The organism is Streptomyces sp. BK208, assembly GCF_004364245.1.
Taxonomy (GTDB): Bacteria; Actinomycetota; Actinomycetes; order Streptomycetales; family Streptomycetaceae; genus Streptomyces.
In genome coordinates this window covers 106,688-124,950 of the sequence record NZ_SOAV01000008.1, presented here as the reverse complement: position 1 = coordinate 124,950, position 18,263 = coordinate 106,688, and the positions used below count along the sequence as shown (strand labels likewise).

Below are 18,263 nucleotides of genomic sequence, written 5' to 3'. Positions count from 1 at the left end.
CCTCGGACTGATCGACCGGCCCGGTACGGCACGTACTGAGGGCCCAGGGCTCCGGCAGAAAGGCGGTTCGCGTGGACCTGCTCGACCTCGTGCTGGCGCTGGTGGTGCTGGCCTACGCGGCTTCCGGGTACCGGCGCGGCCTGGTGGCCGGCTGTGTGTCGCTGGCCGGCTTCGTGGGCGGTGCGGTGCTCGGCGTGTGGCTCCTGCCGTGGGTGACGGACCTGGTGGCGCGGGGCTCGACCGCGGCGACGGCCGTCGCGGTGGTCACGGTGCTGCTGCCGGCCATGGTGGGCCACGAGCTGGCGGGGCGGCTCGCGCTGCGCCTGCGCCGGGAGCTGGCCGCCGGCCCGCTCCGGGTGGCCGACGGCGTCGGCGGGGCGGTGGCGCACGCGGCGGCGGCGCTGATCGTGGCGTGGGTGGCGGCGAGCGTGCTGGCGGCGTCCTCGTCGTCGCTGCTCACCTCGGCGATCCGGGGCTCGGCCGTGCTGGACGCGGTGCAGCGGGTGATGCCCGACACCACCCCGGCGTGGTTCTCCCGGGCGACGTCCGCGCTGGCCGACGCCGGGTTCCCCCAGGTCTTCAACCCGTTCGAGAACGAGTCGGCCGCCGAGGTCGCCGAGCCCTCAGGCGACAGTGTCACGCCCGCGGCCACCCGGGCGGCCAAGCTCGGCACGGTGAAGGTGGAGGGCGTCGCCGGCGCCCAGGGTCGCGAGGGCAGCGGCTTCGTGTACGCGCCGGAGCACGTGATGACCAACGCCCACGTGGTGGCCGGCATCGACGACCCGACCGTGCGGATCGGCGGTGTGGGCCCGGCGTACGAGGCGCGGGTGGTGCTGTTCGACCCGGACAAGGACGTGGCCGTGCTGTACGTCCCCGGCCTGAGGGCGCCGGTGCTGCGGTTCGACGAGGACGCCGCGCGCGGCGACGCGGCGGTGGTCGCGGGCTATCCGCAGGACGGGGCCCTGGACCTGCGAGCGGCGACGGTGGCGAACCGGATCCGGGCCACCGGCCGGAACATCTACGGCGACGAGAGCGTGACGAGGGAGATCTACTCGATCCGCTCCACGGTCCGCCCCGGCAACTCGGGCGGACCGCTGCTGACCACCGACGGCCGGGTGTACGGCGTGGTCTTCGCCCGTTCCACCTCCGACGCGGAGACCGGGTACGTGCTGACGGCGGCCGAGGTGGCCCCCGAGGCGCGCAGCGCGGCGGACGCCACGCGGGCGGTGGACACGGGCGACCCGGTCACGTCGTGAGCGCGTCCCCTGCCGGGCCTGCCGAGTCTGCCGGGCCGTCCGGGTCTGCCGGGCCGGTCAGCATCTGCCCCATCAGCACGTCGTCGACGTACCGGCCGTCCAGGAGGAACTCCTCGGGCTGCACGCCCTCGACGAGGAAGCCCTCCGACTCGTACAGCCCCCGCGCGGCGGTGTTGTGGCCGAGGACCCGCAGGGTGATGCGGCGGAAGCCGCCCTGCCGGGCCTCCTCGACCGCGGCCCGGACCAGGGCCCGGCCCACGCCGTGCCCGCGGGCGGCGCCGGCGACGGCGAGGCCGCGGATCTGGCGGACGTGGGTGTTGGAGGCGAGCGGGGTGGGGAGGCCGAGGCGGACGTAGCCGACGACGGCGCCGTCGAGTTCGGCGACCAGGTGGGCGTCGGGCCCGCAGGTGTCGCGGAAGAACGGGTCGTCCGGCCCCGGCGGGGGCGAGACGGCGTGCAGGTAGGACCAGGTCTCGAGGTCGATCCGGCGCAGCGGCTGCTCGTCCTCGGGCCTGGCTCGGCGTATGTGCGGGGCTGGCATGGCGATCACTGTACGGCGCGGTGGCCGGGACCGTTCCGTGGTTTTCCCCGCACGACCCGGCAGGATGGGCCCATGGACGACGGACAGGTGGACGGCGGGCGCAGGGGCGGACGTTCGGGCGGGGGCCGGTCCCGCGTCGCGGTGGCCGGCGCGTCCGGTCTCATCGGCGGCGCGCTGGCGCGGTCCTTGGCCGCGGACGGGCACGAGGTGGTGCGCCTGGTGCGGCACGACCCCGCCGGCGCGGACGAGGTCCGCTGGGATCCGGAGCACGGGCGGGTGGACGCGGCCGGTCTTGAGGGATGCGACGCCGTGATCAACCTGGCCGGCGCCGGGGTGGGCGACCGCCGCTGGACGGACGCCTACAAGACGCGCATCCGCAGCAGCCGGGTGCACGGCACGACGGCGCTGGCGGAGGCCGTCGCCTCGATGGAGCGGCCGCCGCGCGTGTTCGTGAACGGCAGCGCGGTGGGCTACTACGGGCAGACCGGCGACCGTCCGGTGGACGAGAGCGCGCCGGCGGGAGAGGGTTTCCTGCCGGCCCTGTGCGTGGAGTGGGAGGCCGCGGCCGCCCCGGCCCGCGAGGCGGGCGTGCGGACGGTGTTCACCCGGACCGGTCTGGTCGTCGCGCGCGGCGGCGGGGCCTGGGGGCGGCTCTTCCCGCTCTTCCGGGCGGGGCTCGGCGGACGGCTGGGCGACGGGTCGCAGTACTGGTCCTTCGTGGCGCTGCACGACGAGGTGGCGGCCGTCCGGCATCTGATGGACCGGGACGACCTGTCCGGCCCCTTCAACCTGACCGCCCCGCGGCCGGTGACGAACCGTGAGGTCACGCTGGCCATGAGCAGGGTGCTGCACCGGCCGGCGCCGTTCGCGGTGCCCGCGCCGGTGCTGCGGGCGGCGCTGGGCGAGATGGCGGGCGACGTCCTCGGCAGCGCCCGGGTACTGCCGGCCCGCCTCCTGGAGTCGGGCTTCCGCTTCGCGTTCCCGGAGATCGACGGGGCGATCCGGGCGGCGTTGTAGGCATCACGGCGTCGTACGCCGACCGGGCGCCCGGACCGCTTCCGGCCCCTGGCCGACCGGGCGCCCCGATCACCGGTCTCCCCGCCCACGGCCCGTCGCCCTCCCCGCCGCGGGCCACCGGTCGGCCACCCACGTGTCAGCCGCCCGCCGCACGGGTCCACCGCCCGCCCCCGTGGCCCACCGGTCGCCCCCCCCACGGACCACCGCCCAGCCGGTACCGATCGACACCGACCGACCTCGACCGACCTCGACCGCACGGCAACCACATCGCATCCGCATGCGACCACTGTGCGACCGTGTGCTGCCCCCGTGCGACTCCCGCTGACCATTTCGGGCCCTAGCCTCGTCTCGAACTCGGGTATTCCTCAAGCCTGTTGGGGGCATGACGTCTCCAGCGGCCGCGCAACCTCGAGGAGGGGCACGTGTTTGAGCCCGCGTACCAGGCGGACGTCGTCGTCGTGGGAGCCGGGATCGCCGGACTCGCCGCGGCTCAACGGCTGACCAGCGCAGGAGTGACGACCACGGTCCTGGAGGCCGCCCACACGGTGGGCGGCCGGATGGCCACGGAGAAGGTCGACGGTTTCCGGCTCGACAGAATCGGACAGCTGCTGTCCACGGCGTATCCCGAACTGCGCCGCACCCCAGGGCTGGACGGCCTCGCGCTGCTGCCCTTCGCCCCCGGCGTCCTGCTGCACAGCGAGGGACGCCACCACCGCGCGGGCGCCCCGGCGGGCGTACGGAGCGCACGGGGCGCACTCCATGCTGTGCGCGCCCTGGCGAGCGCCCCTCGCTCGATCCCCGCGCCCCGGCGCACGGTGAACGCGCCCGGCCCGTCCGCCGGACCCGCCGCACTCCGCACCCGCGCCGGTGCCCCGCTCGGCACCGCCGTCGACCAGGCCAGGCTCGGGGCCGCGCTGGCCCGGCTCGCGCACACGCCGGCCGAGCGGCTGCTGGCCCGTCCGGAGCTGCCCGCCGCCCGCGCACTGGCCGCCCGCGGGCTGCCGCCCCGCACGATCGACGGCTTCCTGCGTCCGCTGCTCGCCGCCCTGCTGTGCGACCCCGACCTGACGACGTCCAGCCGGTGCGCGGACCTCGCGCTGCGCGCCTTCGCCTGCGGTCGGCTCGCCCTGCCCGAGGGCGGTGCGGAGGCGCTGCCGGACCACATGGCGCGGTCGCTGCCGCCGGGCACCGTGCGCACCGGGGTGCGTGTCACCTCGGTGGCGACCAACGCCGTGACCACCGCGGAGCACGGCGTCATCCGCTGCCGGGCCGTCCTGGTGGCGACCGACGCCCGCGCCGCCGCCGAGCTGCTGCCGGGCCTGCGGGTGCCGGACTTCCACCCGGTGACGGTGGTGCACCACACGACCGACGAGCCGCCGACGACCGGCGCGTCCCTGCTGCTCGACGCCGACCGGGGCGGTCCGGTGGCCCACACGGCGCTGGTCAGCCGGGTGGACCCGTCCCGCGCGCCCGCCGGCCGCGCGCTCGTCTCCTCGACGGTCCTCGGCCCTCCCCCGCCGGACCTGGACACCGCCGTGCGCATCCACCTCTCCCGCCTCTACGGCATCCCGACCACCCGGTGGGAGACCCTCGCCGTGCACCACACGCCCGAGGCGGTGCCCGCGATGCGCCCGCCGCACGACCCGCGCAGGCCGGTACGGCTGCTGGCCGGGCTGTACGTGTGCGGCGACCACCGCGACACCAGCACCCCCCAGGGCGCCCTGCACTCGGGCCACCGGGCGTCGGCGGCGATCCTGTCGGACCTGGGGGCGGGCCGGCCGATGCACGCGGCGGAACCGACGGCGACCGCCCACGCGGCCTAGAAGGGTGTCGTTCGAGGCCCTGGACCCCTCCACCCCTGCTGTCCCAGCTATCCCAGGGCCGCCACCTTGTCCCGGTACCCCCGTACCGGGGCGGCGTCCCGGTACGGCTCCAGGCGGCGCTCGAAGTCGCGGACGTACTCCGTGGCCCGTACCGAACGCATCTCGGCCGCCTGGCCGGCCGCTTCGGCGGCCAGCTGGCAGGCCTGGTCGAGTTCGCCGAGCCCCAGCCGGGCGGTGGCGAGGACGACCCGGCAGAAGAGCCTGCTGCGGGCGTAGACGGGGGCGCGCAGCTGCAGCGAGCGTTCCGCGTGCTGGGCGGCGGCGCGGAACTGCTGCAGGTCGCGGTGGCAGTGTCCGAACTCGTCGGCGAGCTGCGCCTCGTCGAAGAAGCGGGCCCAGTGCGGCACCTCGTCGCCGGGCCGGGCGGCCTCCAGCGCCCGCTCGGCCCGCACCAGGGCCGCGGTGCAGGCCCGCACCTCGCCGAGAAGGGCGTGCGCCCGCGCCTCGGCGGCGTGCAGCAGCGTCTGCACGACCGGCGGTGCCGAGGTCCCCACGCCCTGCTGCGCCACCCGCGCCAGCTGCACGGCCTCACGCCCGTGGCCCAGGTAGACGGCCTGCCGGCTCATGGTGACCAGCACGTACGAGCCGTACGCCCGGTCCGCCGCCGCCTGCGAGAGCCGCAGCGCCTGCACGAAGTAGCGCTGGGCCAGCCCGTGCGCGGCGATGTCGTACGACGTCCAGCCGGCGAGCCGGGTCAGGTCGGCCGCGGCGGCGAAGAGGCGGCGGCCGGTCTGCTCGCCGTAGGTGCCGCGCAACATCGGCTCCAGCTCGTGCTCCAGGTAGCGCACCAGGGCCTGGCGGGCGTGTCCGCCGCCGTACCGGTCGTCGAGGCTGCGGAACAGCTCGCCGACCGAGCGCAGCGCGGCGAGGTCGCCCCCGCCGACCTTCTGCCCCGGGCCTCGCTCGGCCGGGGCCCGGCGCCGGGACGGGTCGAGCCGGACGGCGAGCCCGGGGGTCGTGGGGCGGCCCTGCGCGGGGATGCGGACGGGCACCTCGGCGCGGGCCACCTTCTCGTCGGCGCGGCCGATCAGCCAGTCGCGGCTGGGCACGACGAGTCCGGCCGGCGTGAAGGCGATCTTCCGCAGTTCGGCGTGGGAGCCGGAGTCCTTGCGCCACAGCCCGCCGACGATGTCGACCGCCTCGTCCGGGCTCCCGGCGAACTCCAGGCCCGCGTAGACCGGCGCGCAGGCGTCCAGGCCGAGGTCCTGGGCGGTCAGGCGCCGGCCCAGGCGCCGGGTGAAGACCTCGGCGATCAGGGCCGGGGTGGTGCCGCGGGGCTGCTGGCCGCGCAGCCACCGGGTGACGGACGTCTTGTCATATCTGAGGTCCAGGCCGTGTTCGAGTCCGAGCTGGTCGACGCGACGCGCGAGACCCGCGTTCGAGAACCCCGCTTCGGCGATGAGCGCGGCGAGCTGGCGGTTGGGGGTGCGCTGCGCGGGTCGTTCCGTCATGGTGCGGTGCGGTCTCCTGCCTTCCGGGTGTTCGAAGTGCCCGGAGCGCCTGTGAGCAGCCCTTATGGCCTCGTGAACGGCGCGAATGTAGCGGAGAGTAAACACCCGATCGCACAATTCGCCCGGCATTCATCCGATCGTGTGAGGATCGCCCGCCCGGCTGACGACACGTGGACGGTCGTACAGTGGCGTGGGCACGCTTCGTGCCTTACGACCTTGCAGGGAGGCACGTGCCGTGAGTGAGCTGCGCTTCGTCCGGATGGGCTTCGGTGCCGAACGCGTCGAGTACCAGGAGGCGTGGGACGAACAGCGCCGGGTGCACGCCGCGCGGTTCGCCGACGAGGTTCCCGACACCGTGCTGCTCCTCGAACACCCGCCGGTCTACACCGCCGGCCGGCGCACCGAGGAGAGCGAGCGTCCGCTGGACGGCACGCCGGTGATCGACGTGGACCGCGGCGGCAAGATCACCTGGCACGGCCCCGGCCAGCTGGTGGGCTACCCCATCCAGAAGCTCCCGCGTCCGGTCGACGTGGTGGCCCACGTCCGCCGCCTGGAGGAGGCCCTGATCCGCACCTGCGCGGAGTTCGGCCTGGAGACCACCCGGGTGGAGGGCCGCAGCGGCGTCTGGGTCCTCGGCGATCCGGTCGAGCAGCGCCCGAAGCTCGGCGGCCTGTCCCTGGACTTCGACCCCCGTCTGACCGACGACGAGTTCGACCCCCGCCTCAACGGCCCCGAGTACGCCCCGTCCAACGCGGGCCAGCGCCGCGAGGACCGCAAGATCGCCGCGATCGGCATCCGGGTCGCCAAGGGCGTCACGATGCACGGCTTCTCGTTCAACGTGAACCCTGACAACAAGTGGTTCGACAAGATCATCCCCTGCGGCATCCGCGACGCGGGCGTCGCCTCCCTGGCGAACGAACTCGGCCGCGACGTGACCATCGAGGAGGTCCTGCCGGTCGCCGAGCGCCACCTGCGGGACGTGCTGGAGAACGCGGAACTCAAGCCCCGGGTGATCGAGAAGGCGCCGGCGGCATAAAACCAGCCCGTCCGGCGTTTGACGTCGAGGCCCGTCAGGGCCGAAGCGGGGGCCTGGGGGCGGCAGTCCCCGGCAAGGCCAGCACCAACGCCGACCAACTAATCATCGGGCGTACCCTGAAGAACGCCGAAGAATCAAACGCTAGGGAGCCGGTCGTGTCCGCAGTCGCACCCGACGGACGCAAGATGCTGCGCCTGGAGGTCCGCAACAGCCAGACCCCCATCGAGCGCAAGCCCGAGTGGATCAAGACCCGGGCGAAAATGGGCCCCGAGTACACCAAGATGCAGAACCTCGTGAAGAGCGAGGGCCTGCACACGGTCTGCCAGGAAGCCGGCTGTCCCAACATCTACGAGTGCTGGGAGGACCGCGAGGCGACCTTCCTCATCGGCGGCGACCAGTGCACCCGGCGTTGTGACTTCTGCCAGATCGACACCGGCAAGCCGGAGGCGCTCGACCGCGACGAGCCGCGCCGCGTCGGCGAGTCCGTCGTCACGATGGACCTGAACTACGCGACCATCACCGGCGTCGCCCGCGACGACCTGCCCGACGGCGGCGCCTGGCTGTACGCGGAGACGGTGCGCCAGATCCACCAGCAGACCGCCGGACGCGAGGCCGGCCGCACCAAGGTCGAGCTGCTCGCCCCCGACTTCAACGCGGTGCCGGAGCTGCTGCGGGAGGTCTTCGACTCCCGCCCCGAGGTCTTCGCGCACAACGTCGAGACGGTCCCGCGGATCTTCAAGCGCATCCGCCCCGGCTTCCGCTACGAGCGCTCCCTGAAGGTCATCACGGACGCCCGCGACTACGGCCTGGTCACCAAGTCGAACCTGATCCTCGGCATGGGCGAGACCCGCGAGGAGATCAGCGAGGCGCTGAAGCAGCTGCACGAGGCCGGCTGCGAGCTGATCACCATCACGCAGTACCTGCGCCCGTCCGTGCGCCACCACCCCGTGGAGCGCTGGGTCAAGCCGCAGGAGTTCGTGGAGCTGAAGGAGGAGGCCGAGCAGATCGGTTTCTCCGGCGTGATGTCGGGCCCGCTGGTGCGTTCCTCGTACCGCGCCGGACGGCTCTACGGGATGGCCATGGAGCAGCGCCGCTCCGCCACCGTGTGAACTCCCGCACAAGCCACTACTGGCCGGTAATGGCCGAGGTGCCGCGGCCCCGACCGTCCTCGCTGATGAGGGCACCGGTCGGGGCCGCGCATCTGTTCCGGCACCCGGCCACGCGACTTCATGTGCGTTTGACCGGCGGGTCACGCCCTGGTAACACCAATCAGTGACCCTGGAATCACAGCACGTACACCACCATGTACACCCGTCTCCGGGAACCGGAGCCGTACCGAGGGGGACCTCCGCGATGCAGGCCGCACCCGTTCGTGCCACCGCCGCTCGTGACACCGTCGTCCGTGCCACCGCCATCCCGTCGTTCACCACCGCCCTGCGGGCCGTCGAGTCGCTGCTGATGAGCGGCGGCCAGCGCACCGCCCGGCGCAACGCGTGGAACTCCGTCCTGGAGGACCGCCGTCGCGCCAAGGACCGCATCGAGACGGAGCGCGCACTGCGCCAGTCCGTCGCCGGCCGGCCCTAACCGCACACCCGACTGCCCGCCCGGCCGCTCGCCCCGCGCGCCGGCGGCACCGTCCCGCCGCGATCCCGCCTCCCCCGCCGGACACTGCCGTCGTCGGCGCTTCCGGGGGCACGTAGACTTCGTGCCATGGCGAGGAAGGAACCTGCAGCGGACGCTGCAAACCCCGGGCGACTGAAGCAGATCGCTCTGACCTACAAGATGACCCGCAAGGCCGACAAGAAGATCGGTCTTGTGCTCGCGAGTGTCGGCATCGTCGTCTTCGGTGTCCTCCTCGGGATCGGTTTCTTGATCGGTCACCCCATCTATCTCGGCATCCTGGGCCTGCTGCTCGCCTTCCTCGCGACGGCGATCGTCTTCGGGCGCCGGGCCGAGCGGGCGGCCTTCGGGCAGATGGAGGGACAGCCGGGCGCGGCGGCGGCCGTACTGGACAACATCGGCCGGGGCTGGACGACCACCCCCGCGGTGGCGATGAACCGCAACCAGGACGTGGTGCACCGCGCGGTCGGCAAGGCCGGCATCGTGCTGGTCGCGGAGGGCAACCCGAACCGGGTGAAGTCCCTGCTCGCGGCCGAGAAGAAGAAGATGAACCGCATCGTCGCCGACGTCCCCGTGCACGACCTGATGGTGGGCACCGGCGAGGGGCAGGTCGAGCTGAAGAAGCTGCGCACGACCATGCTGAAGCTGCCCCGCGTGCTGTCCGGCCCGCAGGTCACCGTGACCAACGACCGGTTGCGCGCCCTGGGCGACCTGATGAGCAACATGCCGCTGCCCAAGGGCCCGATGCCGAAGGGCATGCGGATGCCCCGGGGCGGCAACCCCAGGCAGCGCTGACCCCCTGAGGGCTCCGGCAGGACTCCGGAGCGCCGGTACGGCGATGGGGGCGGCCCGATCACTCGGGCCGCCCCCATCGCCGTACCGGCGCCGTCCTCACCGGGCGTCGCACTCGCCCCCGGGAGGCGTCAGGTCCGGACTTCCACCGTGCGGGCCAGCCGGTCGTGCAGGCCGCGGCCGTCTCGGTCCCAGATCAGCGCCGGCAGGGCGAGGCACAGCAGGACCGAGCGGAGCAGGGCACGCAGCGGGCTGGGCCGGCCGGTGGCGAGGTCCACCACCCGCAGGCCGAAGAGGCGCTTGCCCGGGGTGAAGCCGATCGTGCCGACGGTCAGCACGCTCAGCACGAAGAAGATCAGCAGGGCCCAGTTGCTCGCCGTCTGCCCATAGCTGCCCGTGATCAGGCCGTATGCGATCAGGACGCACAGGGCCCAGTCGACGGCCAGCGCGCCGAGACGCCTGCCCGGGCGGGCGATCGAACCCGGCCCCTCCTCCGGCAGACCCAGCTGCTCACCGCGGTACCCGAGATCGGTGCCGCCCTCCTCGATGGCCGCGCGGGGGCCGGAGAGCCACGATCCGATTGCTTGCCTGTTGTCCACCCGACCACGGTACTGCGCCGGTGCGCGAAGCCGGGACGGTGGGGTGTGACGGGGGCCGATGCGGCCTAGGCTGGGAGGAGGCCGGTTAACTTCTGCGAAACAAATGGGTCACGCCCGAGAAATCACCCGTCCCTAGGGTCGAGGGAGCGTGTGCCACCCGCACTGGCCGCACGAACGATCTACCACCCCGGCGGGACGGTCGGGAGTAGGAGGAGCTGGATGTTCCAGAACGCCGACGACGCCAAGAAGTACATCGCGGACGAGGACGTCAAGTTCGTCGATGTCCGGTTCTGCGACCTGCCGGGCGTCATGCAGCACTTCACGTTGCCCGCCGAGGCGTTCGACCCCGACGACGAGCAGGCCTTCGACGGGTCCTCGATCCGCGGCTTCCAGGCCATCCACGAGTCGGACATGTCCCTGCGCCCCGACCTGTCGACGGCGCGCATCGACCCGTTCCGCCGGGACAAGACGCTCAACATCAACTTCTTCATCCACGACCCGATCACGGGCGAGCAGTACTCCCGCGACCCGCGGAACGTGGCGAAGAAGGCCGAGGCGTACCTGGCCTCCACGGGCATCGCCGACACCGCGTTCTTCGGCCCGGAGGCGGAGTTCTACGTCTTCGACTCCGTCCGCTTCGCCACCAGCGCGAACGAGTCCTTCTACCACATCGACTCCGAGGCCGGCGCCTGGAACACCGGTGCCCTGGAGGACAACCGCGGTTACAAGGTCCGTTACAAGGGCGGCTACTTCCCGGTCCCGCCGGTCGACCACTTCGCCGACCTGCGCGCCGAGATCTCCCTGGAGCTGGAGCGGTCCGGCCTGAAGGTCGAGCGCCAGCACCACGAGGTGGGCACCGCCGGCCAGGCCGAGATCAACTACAAGTTCAACACGCTGCTCGCGGCCGCCGACGACCTCCAGCTCTTCAAGTACATCGTGAAGAACGTGGCCTGGAAGAACGGCAAGACGGCGACCTTCATGCCGAAGCCGATCTTCGGTGACAACGGGTCGGGCATGCACGTCCACCAGTCCCTGTGGTCGGGCGGCGAGCCGCTCTTCTACGACGAGCAGGGCTACGCCGGCCTGTCGGACACCGCCCGCTACTACATCGGCGGCATCCTCAAGCACGCCCCGTCGCTGCTGGCCTTCACCAACCCGACGGTGAACTCGTACCACCGCCTGGTGCCGGGCTTCGAGGCGCCGGTGAACCTGGTGTACTCGCAGCGCAACCGCTCGGCCGCGATGCGCATCCCGATCACGGGCTCGAACCCGAAGGCCAAGCGCGTCGAGTTCCGCGCCCCGGACGCCTCCGGCAACCCGTACCTGGCCTTCTCGGCGCTGCTGCTGGCGGGCCTGGACGGCATCAAGAACAAGATCGAGCCGGCCGAGCCGATCGACAAGGACCTCTACGAGCTGGCTCCCGAGGAGCACGCGAACGTGGCGCAGGTCCCGACCTCGCTGGGCGCCGTCCTCGACCGCCTGGAGGCCGACCACGAGTTCCTCCTCCAGGGCGACGTGTTCACGCCGGACCTGATCGAGACGTGGATCGACTTCAAGCGCGCCAACGAGATCGCGCCGCTGCAGCTGCGTCCGCACCCGCACGAGTTCGAGATGTACTTCGACGTGTGATCGACGCCCCACGCCGTTCCGGCCGGCGCCCCCGTCCCCGTTTCCCGGGGGCGGGGGCGCCGTCGTGCGTGGCCGAAAACACTTCACAGGGTGCGGGCGGGCCGGGATCATGTCCACTGACACGGTTGTCCGAGTCGGGTTGCACGTCGGGGGGACGGGGAGAGTGCCGGAGATGGCGGAGCCAGGCGACGAGGAGCGCGAGTTCGACCTGAGGTGGGCGGACGGCGCCGAGCACAAGGAGCCGTCGGCGCGGGCGCGGATGCTCGCCGCACGCTGGAAGGAGAACCCTCCCGGCCCGGTCCCCTTCCGTGCCGACCCCGACCACGTGGGCTCCGGCCGCCGGTCCTCGTGGGTGTCCACCGCGGTGGTGCTCGGCTGCGTGGCCGCGGTGATCGTGCTGCTCGGTTACGTCGATCTCCGGGCGCCGTACTAGTCGCGGCGCCGCCCTCCCCCGCCGGCGGGTTCGGCGGAAGGCCTCGACGTGACGGGCGGCCCGGTCGGCGAAGGAGCGCGGGACACGGCCGAGGACGCGCCCGACGTGCGGGCTGAGGCGCAGCTCGGCCGGGCCCGGGTCGCCGAGGGTGTCGAGAGTGTCGTCGGAACACGAAGCCGTCCGGGCCACGGGCCGCCGGTTGTCAGTGGTGTCGGGCACGATGTCCCCACCGAGGACGCGACGCGCGTACGGACGGGTGGAGGGCCTGCATGGGTGAGGGCGTACGACGGCACATCGGGACGGCCGAGCGGCGGGACCGGCTGGCCCTGCGGCAGCTGCTGACGGCGTCCGCGCGGGCGGAGAGCCCGGAGGAGGTCGCCGGTGCACTGGTCGCGCTGCACGGCACGGACCCGGCGGCGGTGCACCTGGCCGTGGGCGCGCGGCTGGCGGACAGCGCGCAGACCGTGGGAGAGACGGAGCGGGCGCTGTACGAGGACCGGTCGCTGGTCCGGATGCACGGCATGCGGCACACGGTGTTCGTGTTCCCGACGGAGCTGACGGCCGTCGTGCACGCCTCCACCGGACGCACCGTCGCCGCCCGGGAGCGGGCCAGACTGGTCAAGAACATGGCGGAGGCGGGGGCCCCGGACGCCGCCTGGCTGGCGGAGGTCGAGGAGTCGACGCTGGCCGCGCTGGCCCGGCGCGGCCAGGCCACGGCGGCCGAGCTGGCCCGTGACGAGCCGCGCCTGAAGGAGCAGTTCGCCTACGCGGCCGGGAAGAGCTACGAGGGTGTGCACACCGTCTCCACCCGCCTGCTGCGGGTGCTGGGCGTGGAGGGCAAGGTGGTGCGGGGCCGGCCGCTGGGCTCGTGGACGTCCAGCCAGTTCCGCTGGGCTCCGGCGCCCGAGCATCCCGAGCTGGACCCGGGCGGGGCCCAGGCCGAGCTGCTGGGCCGGTGGCTGGCGGCGTGCGGTCCGGCGACCGAGGAGGACCTCAAGTGGTGGACCGGGTGGCGGGTGACGGAGGTGCGCCGGGCACTGACCGCGATCGGCGCGGAGGCGGTCTCCCTGGACGAGGGCACGGGGTACGTCGTCGCCGGTGACGCCGGCCCGGTCGCCGGGCCCGCCGAGCCGTGGGCGGCGCTGCTGCCCGGCCTGGATCCGACGGCGATGGGCTGGCAGCAGCGGGACTGGTACCTCGCCCCCGGGCTGCGGCCGGCGCTCTTCGACGGCAGCGGCAACGTCGGTCCGACGGTGTGGTGGAACGGCCGGGTGATCGGCGGCTGGGCCCAGCGGGCCGACGGCGAGATCGTCTGGCGGATCCTGGAGGGCGAGGGCGTCGGCCGTGAGGCGGAGACCGCGATCGCGGCGGAGGCCGAGCGGCTGGCGTCCTGGGTGGGCACGACCCGGATCACGCCCCGGTTCCGGACGCCGCTGGAGCGGGAGTTGTCGGCGTAGGTCCCCGCTCGGCGCCGGTCGGGAGGATCGGCCCCTCCGGGGGAGTCGAGGGCGGGGCCCGTCAGGGCCGAAGTGGGGGCGCGGTGCCGGCAGCCCCCAGGGACGGCGAACGAGCGCCGGGCACCGTGGACGACACGGCACCCGGCGCCGAGGTCACCGCGAGTACCGCATCAACGCCCGCACCATGTGGCACGTGGTGTCCGACGGCGGGTGGACCCCGATGGTGAGCGCGGCGCTCCGGATCCTCTCGTTGCGCGCCTGGGCGGGCAGGTAGACGCCGGAGTCCAGCAGGGCGATGGCGAGGCGCATCGCCTTGAGCCGGCGGTTGTGCGACACGTACCACTCGCGGGGGCGGCCCGCCGGCAGCGGACGCTTCTCCACGGGCTCGTACGGCAGGTCGAGCAGGACGGGCCGCTTGGCGGTGGACTGGGTGGGCAGCGGCTTCGGCTTCAGTGCGGCAGCGGGCACGGGCATCCTCCTGTCGCGGTCAGGGCGCCGTCCGGACCTCCCGGCGACACCCTCGAACACTGCTTCTATTTTACCGCCCCCCACTGACAAAAGCCCCTGCCCACAAGGGCTTTCGGGGCCGCTGTGACCCCCGTGGTGAACGAGTTTCCGCACCCCTCCGGTTACCGTGTGCGGCATGGAGATCTGGATCAATCCGGCCTGTTCGAAGTGCCGCAGCGCGATCAGCCTGCTCGACGCCGAAGGGGCCGACTACACCGTCCGTCGCTACCTGGAGGACGTGCCCAGCGCGGACGAGATCCGCGAGGTGCTCACCCGGCTCGGACTCGAACCGTGGGACATCACCCGCACCCAGGAGGCGGCCGCCGAGGAACTGGGCCTGAAGGACTGGCCCCGTGACGAGGCGTCACGTGACCGCTGGGTCACCGCGCTCGCCGGACACCCGAAGCTGATCCAGCGGCCGATCATCACGGCGGACGACGGGACGGCCGTGGTGGGGCGCACCGACGAGGCGGTCCGGGAGGCCCTGTCCCGGTAGTCCGGGATCCGAGGGTGTGACGCAGGTTACGTGCGCGCATCGACGCGACCGGTGAGCAACTCCGTTCGGTATCTCGTACATAGCGGCGTACGCTCCCCTACCTCTTCAGGAGGCGCGCATGTCGCGCAGGAGAACTCTCGGCACGAAGAAGAAGATCGCGCTACTGGTGGGCGCCGCCACGGTGGCCGGCGGCGGCGCCTTCGTCATGGCGAACGCCTCTAATGCCGCGCAGACCACCCAGGAGGCGCGGACGACGGCCGCCCAGGACTCGGGCGTCTGCCAGGGGCTGGCCACCGCGCTCGGCAACAACCAGCGGTTCATCGAGGGCCAGCGGGCCGAACCCGACGCGCTGTCCCAGGCCCGGATCGAGAACCGCGAGGCGGTCGTCGCGGAGATCGAGCGCAAGCAGGCGGCGTCCGGCTGCGCGGTCGGGGAGTCGGCTCAGGACTCCCAGACCGCGCCGCCGGCCCGGAGCGGCTCCCCGTCCGCGCAGCCGCCGCAGGCCGGGCAGGAGACGGGCCAGGACGCCGGGCAGGAGTCCGGAGAGCAGGCCGGGGGCCAGGACGCCGGGCAGGAGACGGGAGAGCAGGCCGGGGGCCAGGCCGGCGGGGCCGGGCAGGCCGGCGAGCAGGTCTGCGCCGGTTCCACCGTCACCCTCTCCGGCGAGGGCGGCGCACCCGCCGCCTCCAGCAACCAGTTCCCGGTGGGCACCGACCTGCGGGTGACCAACCTCGACAACGGCAGGTCCACGACCGTCGAGGTCACCTCGGTCTCGGGCAGCTGCGCGCTCCTCAACAACGCGGCGTTCGAACAGGTGCGGGAGGAGGGCAAGTTCCTGATCCGGCGCGCGCTGATCGAGAAGGTCGGCTGACGATCAGCCGGCCGGTGCGGCGAGGAAGCCGCCGAGGCGCCGCCCCAGTGCGGACGGCGCGGACTGCGGCAGCGCGTGGTGGGACACGTCCGGCAGGACGACCGTCTCCACGTGCGGCAGCAGGGTCCGCGCCCGGGCCGCCACCTCCGCGGCGTCGTGCGTCCTGCTGTTCCCGGCCAGGAGCAGCAGGACCGGCACGTCGAGGGCGCGCAGGGCCTGCGGGGCCGGGCGCGGCCCGGTGACCGGCCTGCGCTCCGGGAAGCCGGCGGCGGCCTCCTGGAGGGCGAGCCAGTCGGCGTCGAGCGGGGTCGCGCCCGTCTCCCAGTCCAGGAAGGCGCGGACCCGGCGGGGCGTGGGCCGCAGCAGCATCGGCAGCGCGTGCAGCAGGTAGGCCGCCTTGAGCCCGGCGAAGCACTGGGTCGGGTCCAGGAGGAACAGGCGGCGTACCCGTTCGGGCGCGTGCAGGGCGTGGTGCAGGGCGATCCAGGCGCCGTAGGAGTGCCCGCCGAGGTCGGTCTCCGCGATGCCGAGGCCGTCGAGGAGCGCGTCCAGCCAGCCGGTGAGGTCGGCGACCGTACGGGGGTGCCGGTCGCCGGCCGGGATGCTGCGCCCGGGGGCGCCGATCAGGTCGACGGCGTGGACGCGGTGGGTGCGGGACAGCTCGGCGGCCTGGGCGTACCAGGACGCGGAGGTCGCCGCGCCGCCGCCCGGCAACAGGACGAGGGGGCGGCCGCCGGCCGGACCGGTCACGTGGACGTGCGTCTCGCCGAACGGGGTGGGCACGGTCACCGCCTCGGTCCCCGCGGGCCACTTGGCCATGACCTTGTCGTAGGCGTCGTGGAATCGGCCTGCTTCGTACGAACCGCGCGCGCTCATGAGCGTGCCCCCTGTCTCGTTCGCTCCCCTGGTCCCTGCATGTCCCTGCATCCCCGCTACTATCTCGCTGAACAAGATACTTGTCGAGCGAGATGATCCTGAAGGAGGGTGCCGGATGTCCGACCGGGGACCGGAGATGGAGATCGTCCACCTGTTGCGGGCGCTCACCGTGGAACTGGGCGCGCACAGTGCGCGGTTCGCGCAGCGCAACGGCATGCACCCCACCGACGTCCGCGCGCTCATCGCGCTGATGGACGCCGCGCGGGCGGGCGATGCGCTGACCGCCGGGCACCTGGGCGCCGCGCTCGGGCTGAACTCCGCGGGGACGACGGCGCTGGTCGACCGGCTGGAGCGGGCGGGGCACGTGCGGCGGGTGCGTGACGAGCGGGACCGGCGCAAGGTCACCGTCGAGGTGGACGAGCGCGCGGTCGCGCTGGGCTGGTCCCACTTCGGGCCGCTGATCACCCGCGCGGTGGAGCTGCTGAGTGGATACGACGCACGCGAACGGGCCGCGATCGAGGGCTTCCTGTCCGGCATGCGGGAGGCGGCCGGCGACGACGTGGGTGAGCCGCACCACAAGCAGCCCGGGTAACACGGGGTTCACACACGGGCAACGGTCGGGAAATCGCCCGTTGGCAGGCTGCACGGCAGTAGACGCGGCGCCCCTGCCGCCCAGCGCCGCAGCACCCGCGAGTGCGCCCAGACCACCCCGAAGGATGTGGCCCCCGTGACCTTCAAGGCCGAGTACATCTGGATCGACGGCACCGAGCCGACGGCCAAGCTCCGTTCCAAGACGAAGATCATCACGGATGCCCCCGCCGGCCTGGACGCGCTGCCCGTCTGGGGCTTCGACGGCTCCTCCACCAACCAGGCCGAGGGCAACTCCTCGGACTGCGTGCTGAGGCCGGTCTTCTCCTGCCCCGACCCGATCCGCGGCGGCGACGACATCCTGGTGCTGTGCGAGGTCCTCGACACGGACATGACGCCGCACCCGAGCAACACCCGCGCCGAACTGGCCGAGCTGACCGAGCGCTTCGCCGCGCAGGAGCCGATCTTCGGCATCGAGCAGGAGTACACCTTCTTCAAGGGCGCCCGCCCGCTCGGCTTCCCCGAGGGCGGCTTCCCGGCCGCGCAGGGGGGCTACTACTGCGGTGTCGGCTCGGACGAGATCTTCGGCCGCGACGTCGTCGAGGCGCACCTGGAGAACTGCCTCAAGGCCGGACTCGGCATCTCCGGCATCAACGCCGAGGTCATGCCCGGCCAGTGGGAGTTCCAGGTCGGCCCGCTGTCCCCGCTGGAGGTCTCCGACCAGCTGTGGGTGGCCCGCTGGCTGCTCTACCGCACGGCCGAGGACTTCGAGGTCTCCGCCACCCTCGACCCCAAGCCGGTCAAGGGCGACTGGAACGGCGCGGGCGCGCACACCAACTTCTCCACCAGGGCGATGCGCGAGGGGTACGACGCCATCATCACCGCCGCCGAGTCGCTCGGTGAGGGGTCCAAGCCGTTGGACCACGTCAAGAACTACGGCGCCGGCATCGACGACCGCCTCACCGGCCTGCACGAGACCGCCCCGTGGAACGAGTACTCCTACGGCGTCTCCGACCGGGGCGCCTCGGTGCGCATCCCGTGGCAGGTCGAGAAGGACGGCAAGGGGTACATCGAGGACCGCCGCCCCAACGCCAACGTCGACCCGTACGTGGTGACGCGGCTGCTCGTCGACACCTGCTGCACGGCGCTGGAGAAGGCCGGCCAGGTCTGAGACCGGCCCGCGCCGTCAGTGGCGCGTGCGAGGGTGGGGA

Annotated in this window: 19 protein-coding genes and 1 pseudogene; 14 read left to right on the top strand and 6 right to left on the bottom strand. The window is 73.1% G+C overall.

Annotation, left to right across the window (positions count from 1 at the left end):
* The first annotated feature begins 71 nt into the window (after positions 1-71).
* Positions 72-1,256 (top strand): MarP family serine protease, encoded by a 1,185-nt coding sequence (locus EV562_RS20810; RefSeq protein WP_133888336.1) that lies wholly within the window; start codon positions 72-74, stop codon positions 1,254-1,256.
* On the opposite strand, the gene EV562_RS20805 is transcribed toward EV562_RS20810, so the two are convergent.
* The gene (locus EV562_RS20805) at positions 1,246-1,797 is read right to left on the bottom strand and encodes a GNAT family N-acetyltransferase (RefSeq protein WP_133888335.1); all 552 of its coding nucleotides are present in this window, start codon (positions 1,795-1,797) and stop codon (positions 1,246-1,248) included. The two genes, EV562_RS20810 and EV562_RS20805, sit on opposite strands and share 11 nt — an antisense overlap.
* Positions 1,798-1,869: 72 nt before the next feature.
* On the opposite strand from EV562_RS20805, the gene EV562_RS20800 reads away from it, so the two are divergent.
* Together EV562_RS20800 and EV562_RS20795 are read left to right on the top strand one after the other, a co-directional pair.
* On the top strand, positions 1,870-2,814 hold the full coding sequence (locus tag EV562_RS20800) for a TIGR01777 family oxidoreductase (RefSeq protein ID WP_133888334.1): 945 nt from the start codon (positions 1,870-1,872) through the stop codon (positions 2,812-2,814).
* A gap of 422 nt (positions 2,815-3,236) precedes the next feature.
* Positions 3,237-4,637: an NAD(P)/FAD-dependent oxidoreductase gene (locus EV562_RS20795; protein ID WP_133888333.1), complete on the top strand. Its 1,401-nt coding sequence runs from the start codon at positions 3,237-3,239 to the stop codon at positions 4,635-4,637.
* A 47-nt stretch (positions 4,638-4,684) separates the two neighbouring features.
* On the opposite strand, the gene EV562_RS20790 is transcribed toward EV562_RS20795, so the two are convergent.
* Complete coding sequence (locus EV562_RS20790) at positions 4,685-6,148, bottom strand: regulator (protein WP_133888332.1); 1,464 nt, start codon at positions 6,146-6,148, stop codon at positions 4,685-4,687.
* A 235-nt stretch (positions 6,149-6,383) separates the two neighbouring features.
* Between EV562_RS20790 and lipB the strand changes: the two genes are divergently transcribed.
* The 4 genes from lipB to EV562_RS20770 all read left to right on the top strand — a co-directional run bounded on the left by lipB (position 6,384) and on the right by EV562_RS20770 (position 9,599).
* Positions 6,384-7,184, top strand: coding sequence for a lipoyl(octanoyl) transferase LipB (gene lipB / locus EV562_RS20785; protein ID WP_133888331.1), 801 nt, complete (start codon positions 6,384-6,386; stop codon positions 7,182-7,184).
* A 155-nt stretch (positions 7,185-7,339) separates the two neighbouring features.
* The gene (gene lipA / locus EV562_RS20780; RefSeq protein WP_133888330.1) at positions 7,340-8,293 is read left to right on the top strand and encodes a lipoyl synthase; all 954 of its coding nucleotides are present in this window, start codon (positions 7,340-7,342) and stop codon (positions 8,291-8,293) included.
* A 244-nt stretch (positions 8,294-8,537) separates the two neighbouring features.
* On the top strand, positions 8,538-8,768 hold the full coding sequence (locus EV562_RS20775; protein WP_133888329.1) for a hypothetical protein: 231 nt from the start codon (positions 8,538-8,540) through the stop codon (positions 8,766-8,768).
* Between the two features lie 126 nt (positions 8,769-8,894).
* Positions 8,895-9,599 carry a DUF4191 domain-containing protein gene (locus tag EV562_RS20770; protein ID WP_133888328.1) on the top strand — a complete coding sequence of 235 codons (705 nt, stop codon included), beginning with the start codon at positions 8,895-8,897 and terminating at the stop codon, positions 9,597-9,599.
* Positions 9,600-9,727: 128 nt separating this feature from the next.
* Here the strand turns inward: EV562_RS20770 and EV562_RS20765 are convergent, their stop codons facing one another.
* The gene (locus EV562_RS20765) at positions 9,728-10,195 is read right to left on the bottom strand and encodes an RDD family protein (RefSeq protein ID WP_133888327.1); all 468 of its coding nucleotides are present in this window, start codon (positions 10,193-10,195) and stop codon (positions 9,728-9,730) included.
* A gap of 219 nt (positions 10,196-10,414) precedes the next feature.
* On the opposite strand from EV562_RS20765, the gene glnA reads away from it, so the two are divergent.
* Positions 10,415-11,824, top strand: a complete 1,410-nt coding sequence (gene glnA / locus EV562_RS20760; protein ID WP_133888326.1) for a type I glutamate--ammonia ligase — start codon at positions 10,415-10,417, stop codon at positions 11,822-11,824.
* 172 nt (positions 11,825-11,996) lie between these two features.
* Positions 11,997-12,257, top strand: a complete 261-nt coding sequence (locus tag EV562_RS20755) for a hypothetical protein (protein WP_208298390.1) — start codon at positions 11,997-11,999, stop codon at positions 12,255-12,257.
* A gap of 33 nt (positions 12,258-12,290) precedes the next feature.
* Here the strand turns inward: EV562_RS20755 and EV562_RS35630 are convergent.
* Positions 12,291-12,425, bottom strand: a pseudogene (locus EV562_RS35630) (NmrA family transcriptional regulator); the annotation flags it as partial.
* A gap of 101 nt (positions 12,426-12,526) precedes the next feature.
* Between EV562_RS35630 and EV562_RS20745 the strand changes: the two are divergent.
* A complete protein-coding gene (locus EV562_RS20745) occupies positions 12,527-13,714 on the top strand; it encodes a winged helix DNA-binding domain-containing protein (protein ID WP_133888324.1) in 1,188 nt (395 codons plus the stop codon).
* 153 nt (positions 13,715-13,867) lie between these two features.
* Here EV562_RS20745 and EV562_RS20740 read toward each other — a convergent pair whose 3' ends face one another.
* Complete coding sequence (locus EV562_RS20740; protein WP_133888323.1) at positions 13,868-14,182, bottom strand: hypothetical protein; 315 nt, start codon at positions 14,180-14,182, stop codon at positions 13,868-13,870.
* Between the two features lie 175 nt (positions 14,183-14,357).
* Between EV562_RS20740 and EV562_RS20735 the strand changes: the two genes are divergently transcribed.
* Both EV562_RS20735 and EV562_RS20730 read left to right on the top strand, forming a co-directional pair.
* Complete coding sequence (locus EV562_RS20735) at positions 14,358-14,717, top strand: arsenate reductase family protein (RefSeq protein ID WP_133888322.1); 360 nt, start codon at positions 14,358-14,360, stop codon at positions 14,715-14,717.
* Between the two features lie 118 nt (positions 14,718-14,835).
* Complete coding sequence (locus EV562_RS20730) at positions 14,836-15,588, top strand: hypothetical protein (RefSeq protein WP_133888321.1); 753 nt, start codon at positions 14,836-14,838, stop codon at positions 15,586-15,588.
* Between the two features lie 3 nt (positions 15,589-15,591).
* Here the strand turns inward: EV562_RS20730 and EV562_RS20725 are convergent, their stop codons facing one another.
* Positions 15,592-16,464: an alpha/beta fold hydrolase gene (locus tag EV562_RS20725; protein ID WP_133888320.1), complete on the bottom strand. Its 873-nt coding sequence runs from the start codon at positions 16,462-16,464 to the stop codon at positions 15,592-15,594.
* A 115-nt stretch (positions 16,465-16,579) separates the two neighbouring features.
* On the opposite strand from EV562_RS20725, the gene EV562_RS20720 reads away from it, so the two are divergent.
* Positions 16,580-17,056 (top strand): MarR family transcriptional regulator, encoded by a 477-nt coding sequence (locus tag EV562_RS20720; protein WP_133888319.1) that lies wholly within the window; start codon positions 16,580-16,582, stop codon positions 17,054-17,056.
* 135 nt (positions 17,057-17,191) lie between these two features.
* Positions 17,192-18,223 (top strand): glutamine synthetase, encoded by a 1,032-nt coding sequence (gene glnII / locus EV562_RS20715; RefSeq protein WP_133888318.1) that lies wholly within the window; start codon positions 17,192-17,194, stop codon positions 18,221-18,223.
* The last annotated feature ends 40 nt before the right edge of the window (positions 18,224-18,263 follow it).

Excerpts from the sequence above, each read along its gene's own strand:
- EV562_RS20805 (WP_133888335.1), bottom strand. The coding sequence starts at position 1,797 with ATGCCAGCCCCGCACATACGCCGAGCCAGGCCCGAGGACGAGCAGCCG.
- EV562_RS20800 (WP_133888334.1), top strand. The coding sequence starts at position 1,870 with ATGGACGACGGACAGGTGGACGGCGGGCGCAGGGGCGGACGTTCGGGC.
- EV562_RS20790 (WP_133888332.1), bottom strand. The coding sequence starts at position 6,148 with ATGACGGAACGACCCGCGCAGCGCACCCCCAACCGCCAGCTCGCCGCG.
- EV562_RS20775 (WP_133888329.1), top strand. The coding sequence starts at position 8,538 with ATGCAGGCCGCACCCGTTCGTGCCACCGCCGCTCGTGACACCGTCGTC.
- EV562_RS20770 (WP_133888328.1), top strand. The coding sequence starts at position 8,895 with ATGGCGAGGAAGGAACCTGCAGCGGACGCTGCAAACCCCGGGCGACTG.
- glnA (WP_133888326.1), top strand. The coding sequence starts at position 10,415 with ATGTTCCAGAACGCCGACGACGCCAAGAAGTACATCGCGGACGAGGAC.
- EV562_RS20755 (WP_208298390.1), top strand. The coding sequence starts at position 11,997 with ATGGCGGAGCCAGGCGACGAGGAGCGCGAGTTCGACCTGAGGTGGGCG.
- EV562_RS20745 (WP_133888324.1), top strand. The coding sequence starts at position 12,527 with ATGGGTGAGGGCGTACGACGGCACATCGGGACGGCCGAGCGGCGGGAC.
- EV562_RS20735 (WP_133888322.1), top strand. The coding sequence starts at position 14,358 with ATGGAGATCTGGATCAATCCGGCCTGTTCGAAGTGCCGCAGCGCGATC.
- EV562_RS20730 (WP_133888321.1), top strand. The coding sequence starts at position 14,836 with ATGTCGCGCAGGAGAACTCTCGGCACGAAGAAGAAGATCGCGCTACTG.
- EV562_RS20725 (WP_133888320.1), bottom strand. The coding sequence starts at position 16,464 with ATGAGCGCGCGCGGTTCGTACGAAGCAGGCCGATTCCACGACGCCTAC.
- EV562_RS20720 (WP_133888319.1), top strand. The coding sequence starts at position 16,580 with ATGTCCGACCGGGGACCGGAGATGGAGATCGTCCACCTGTTGCGGGCG.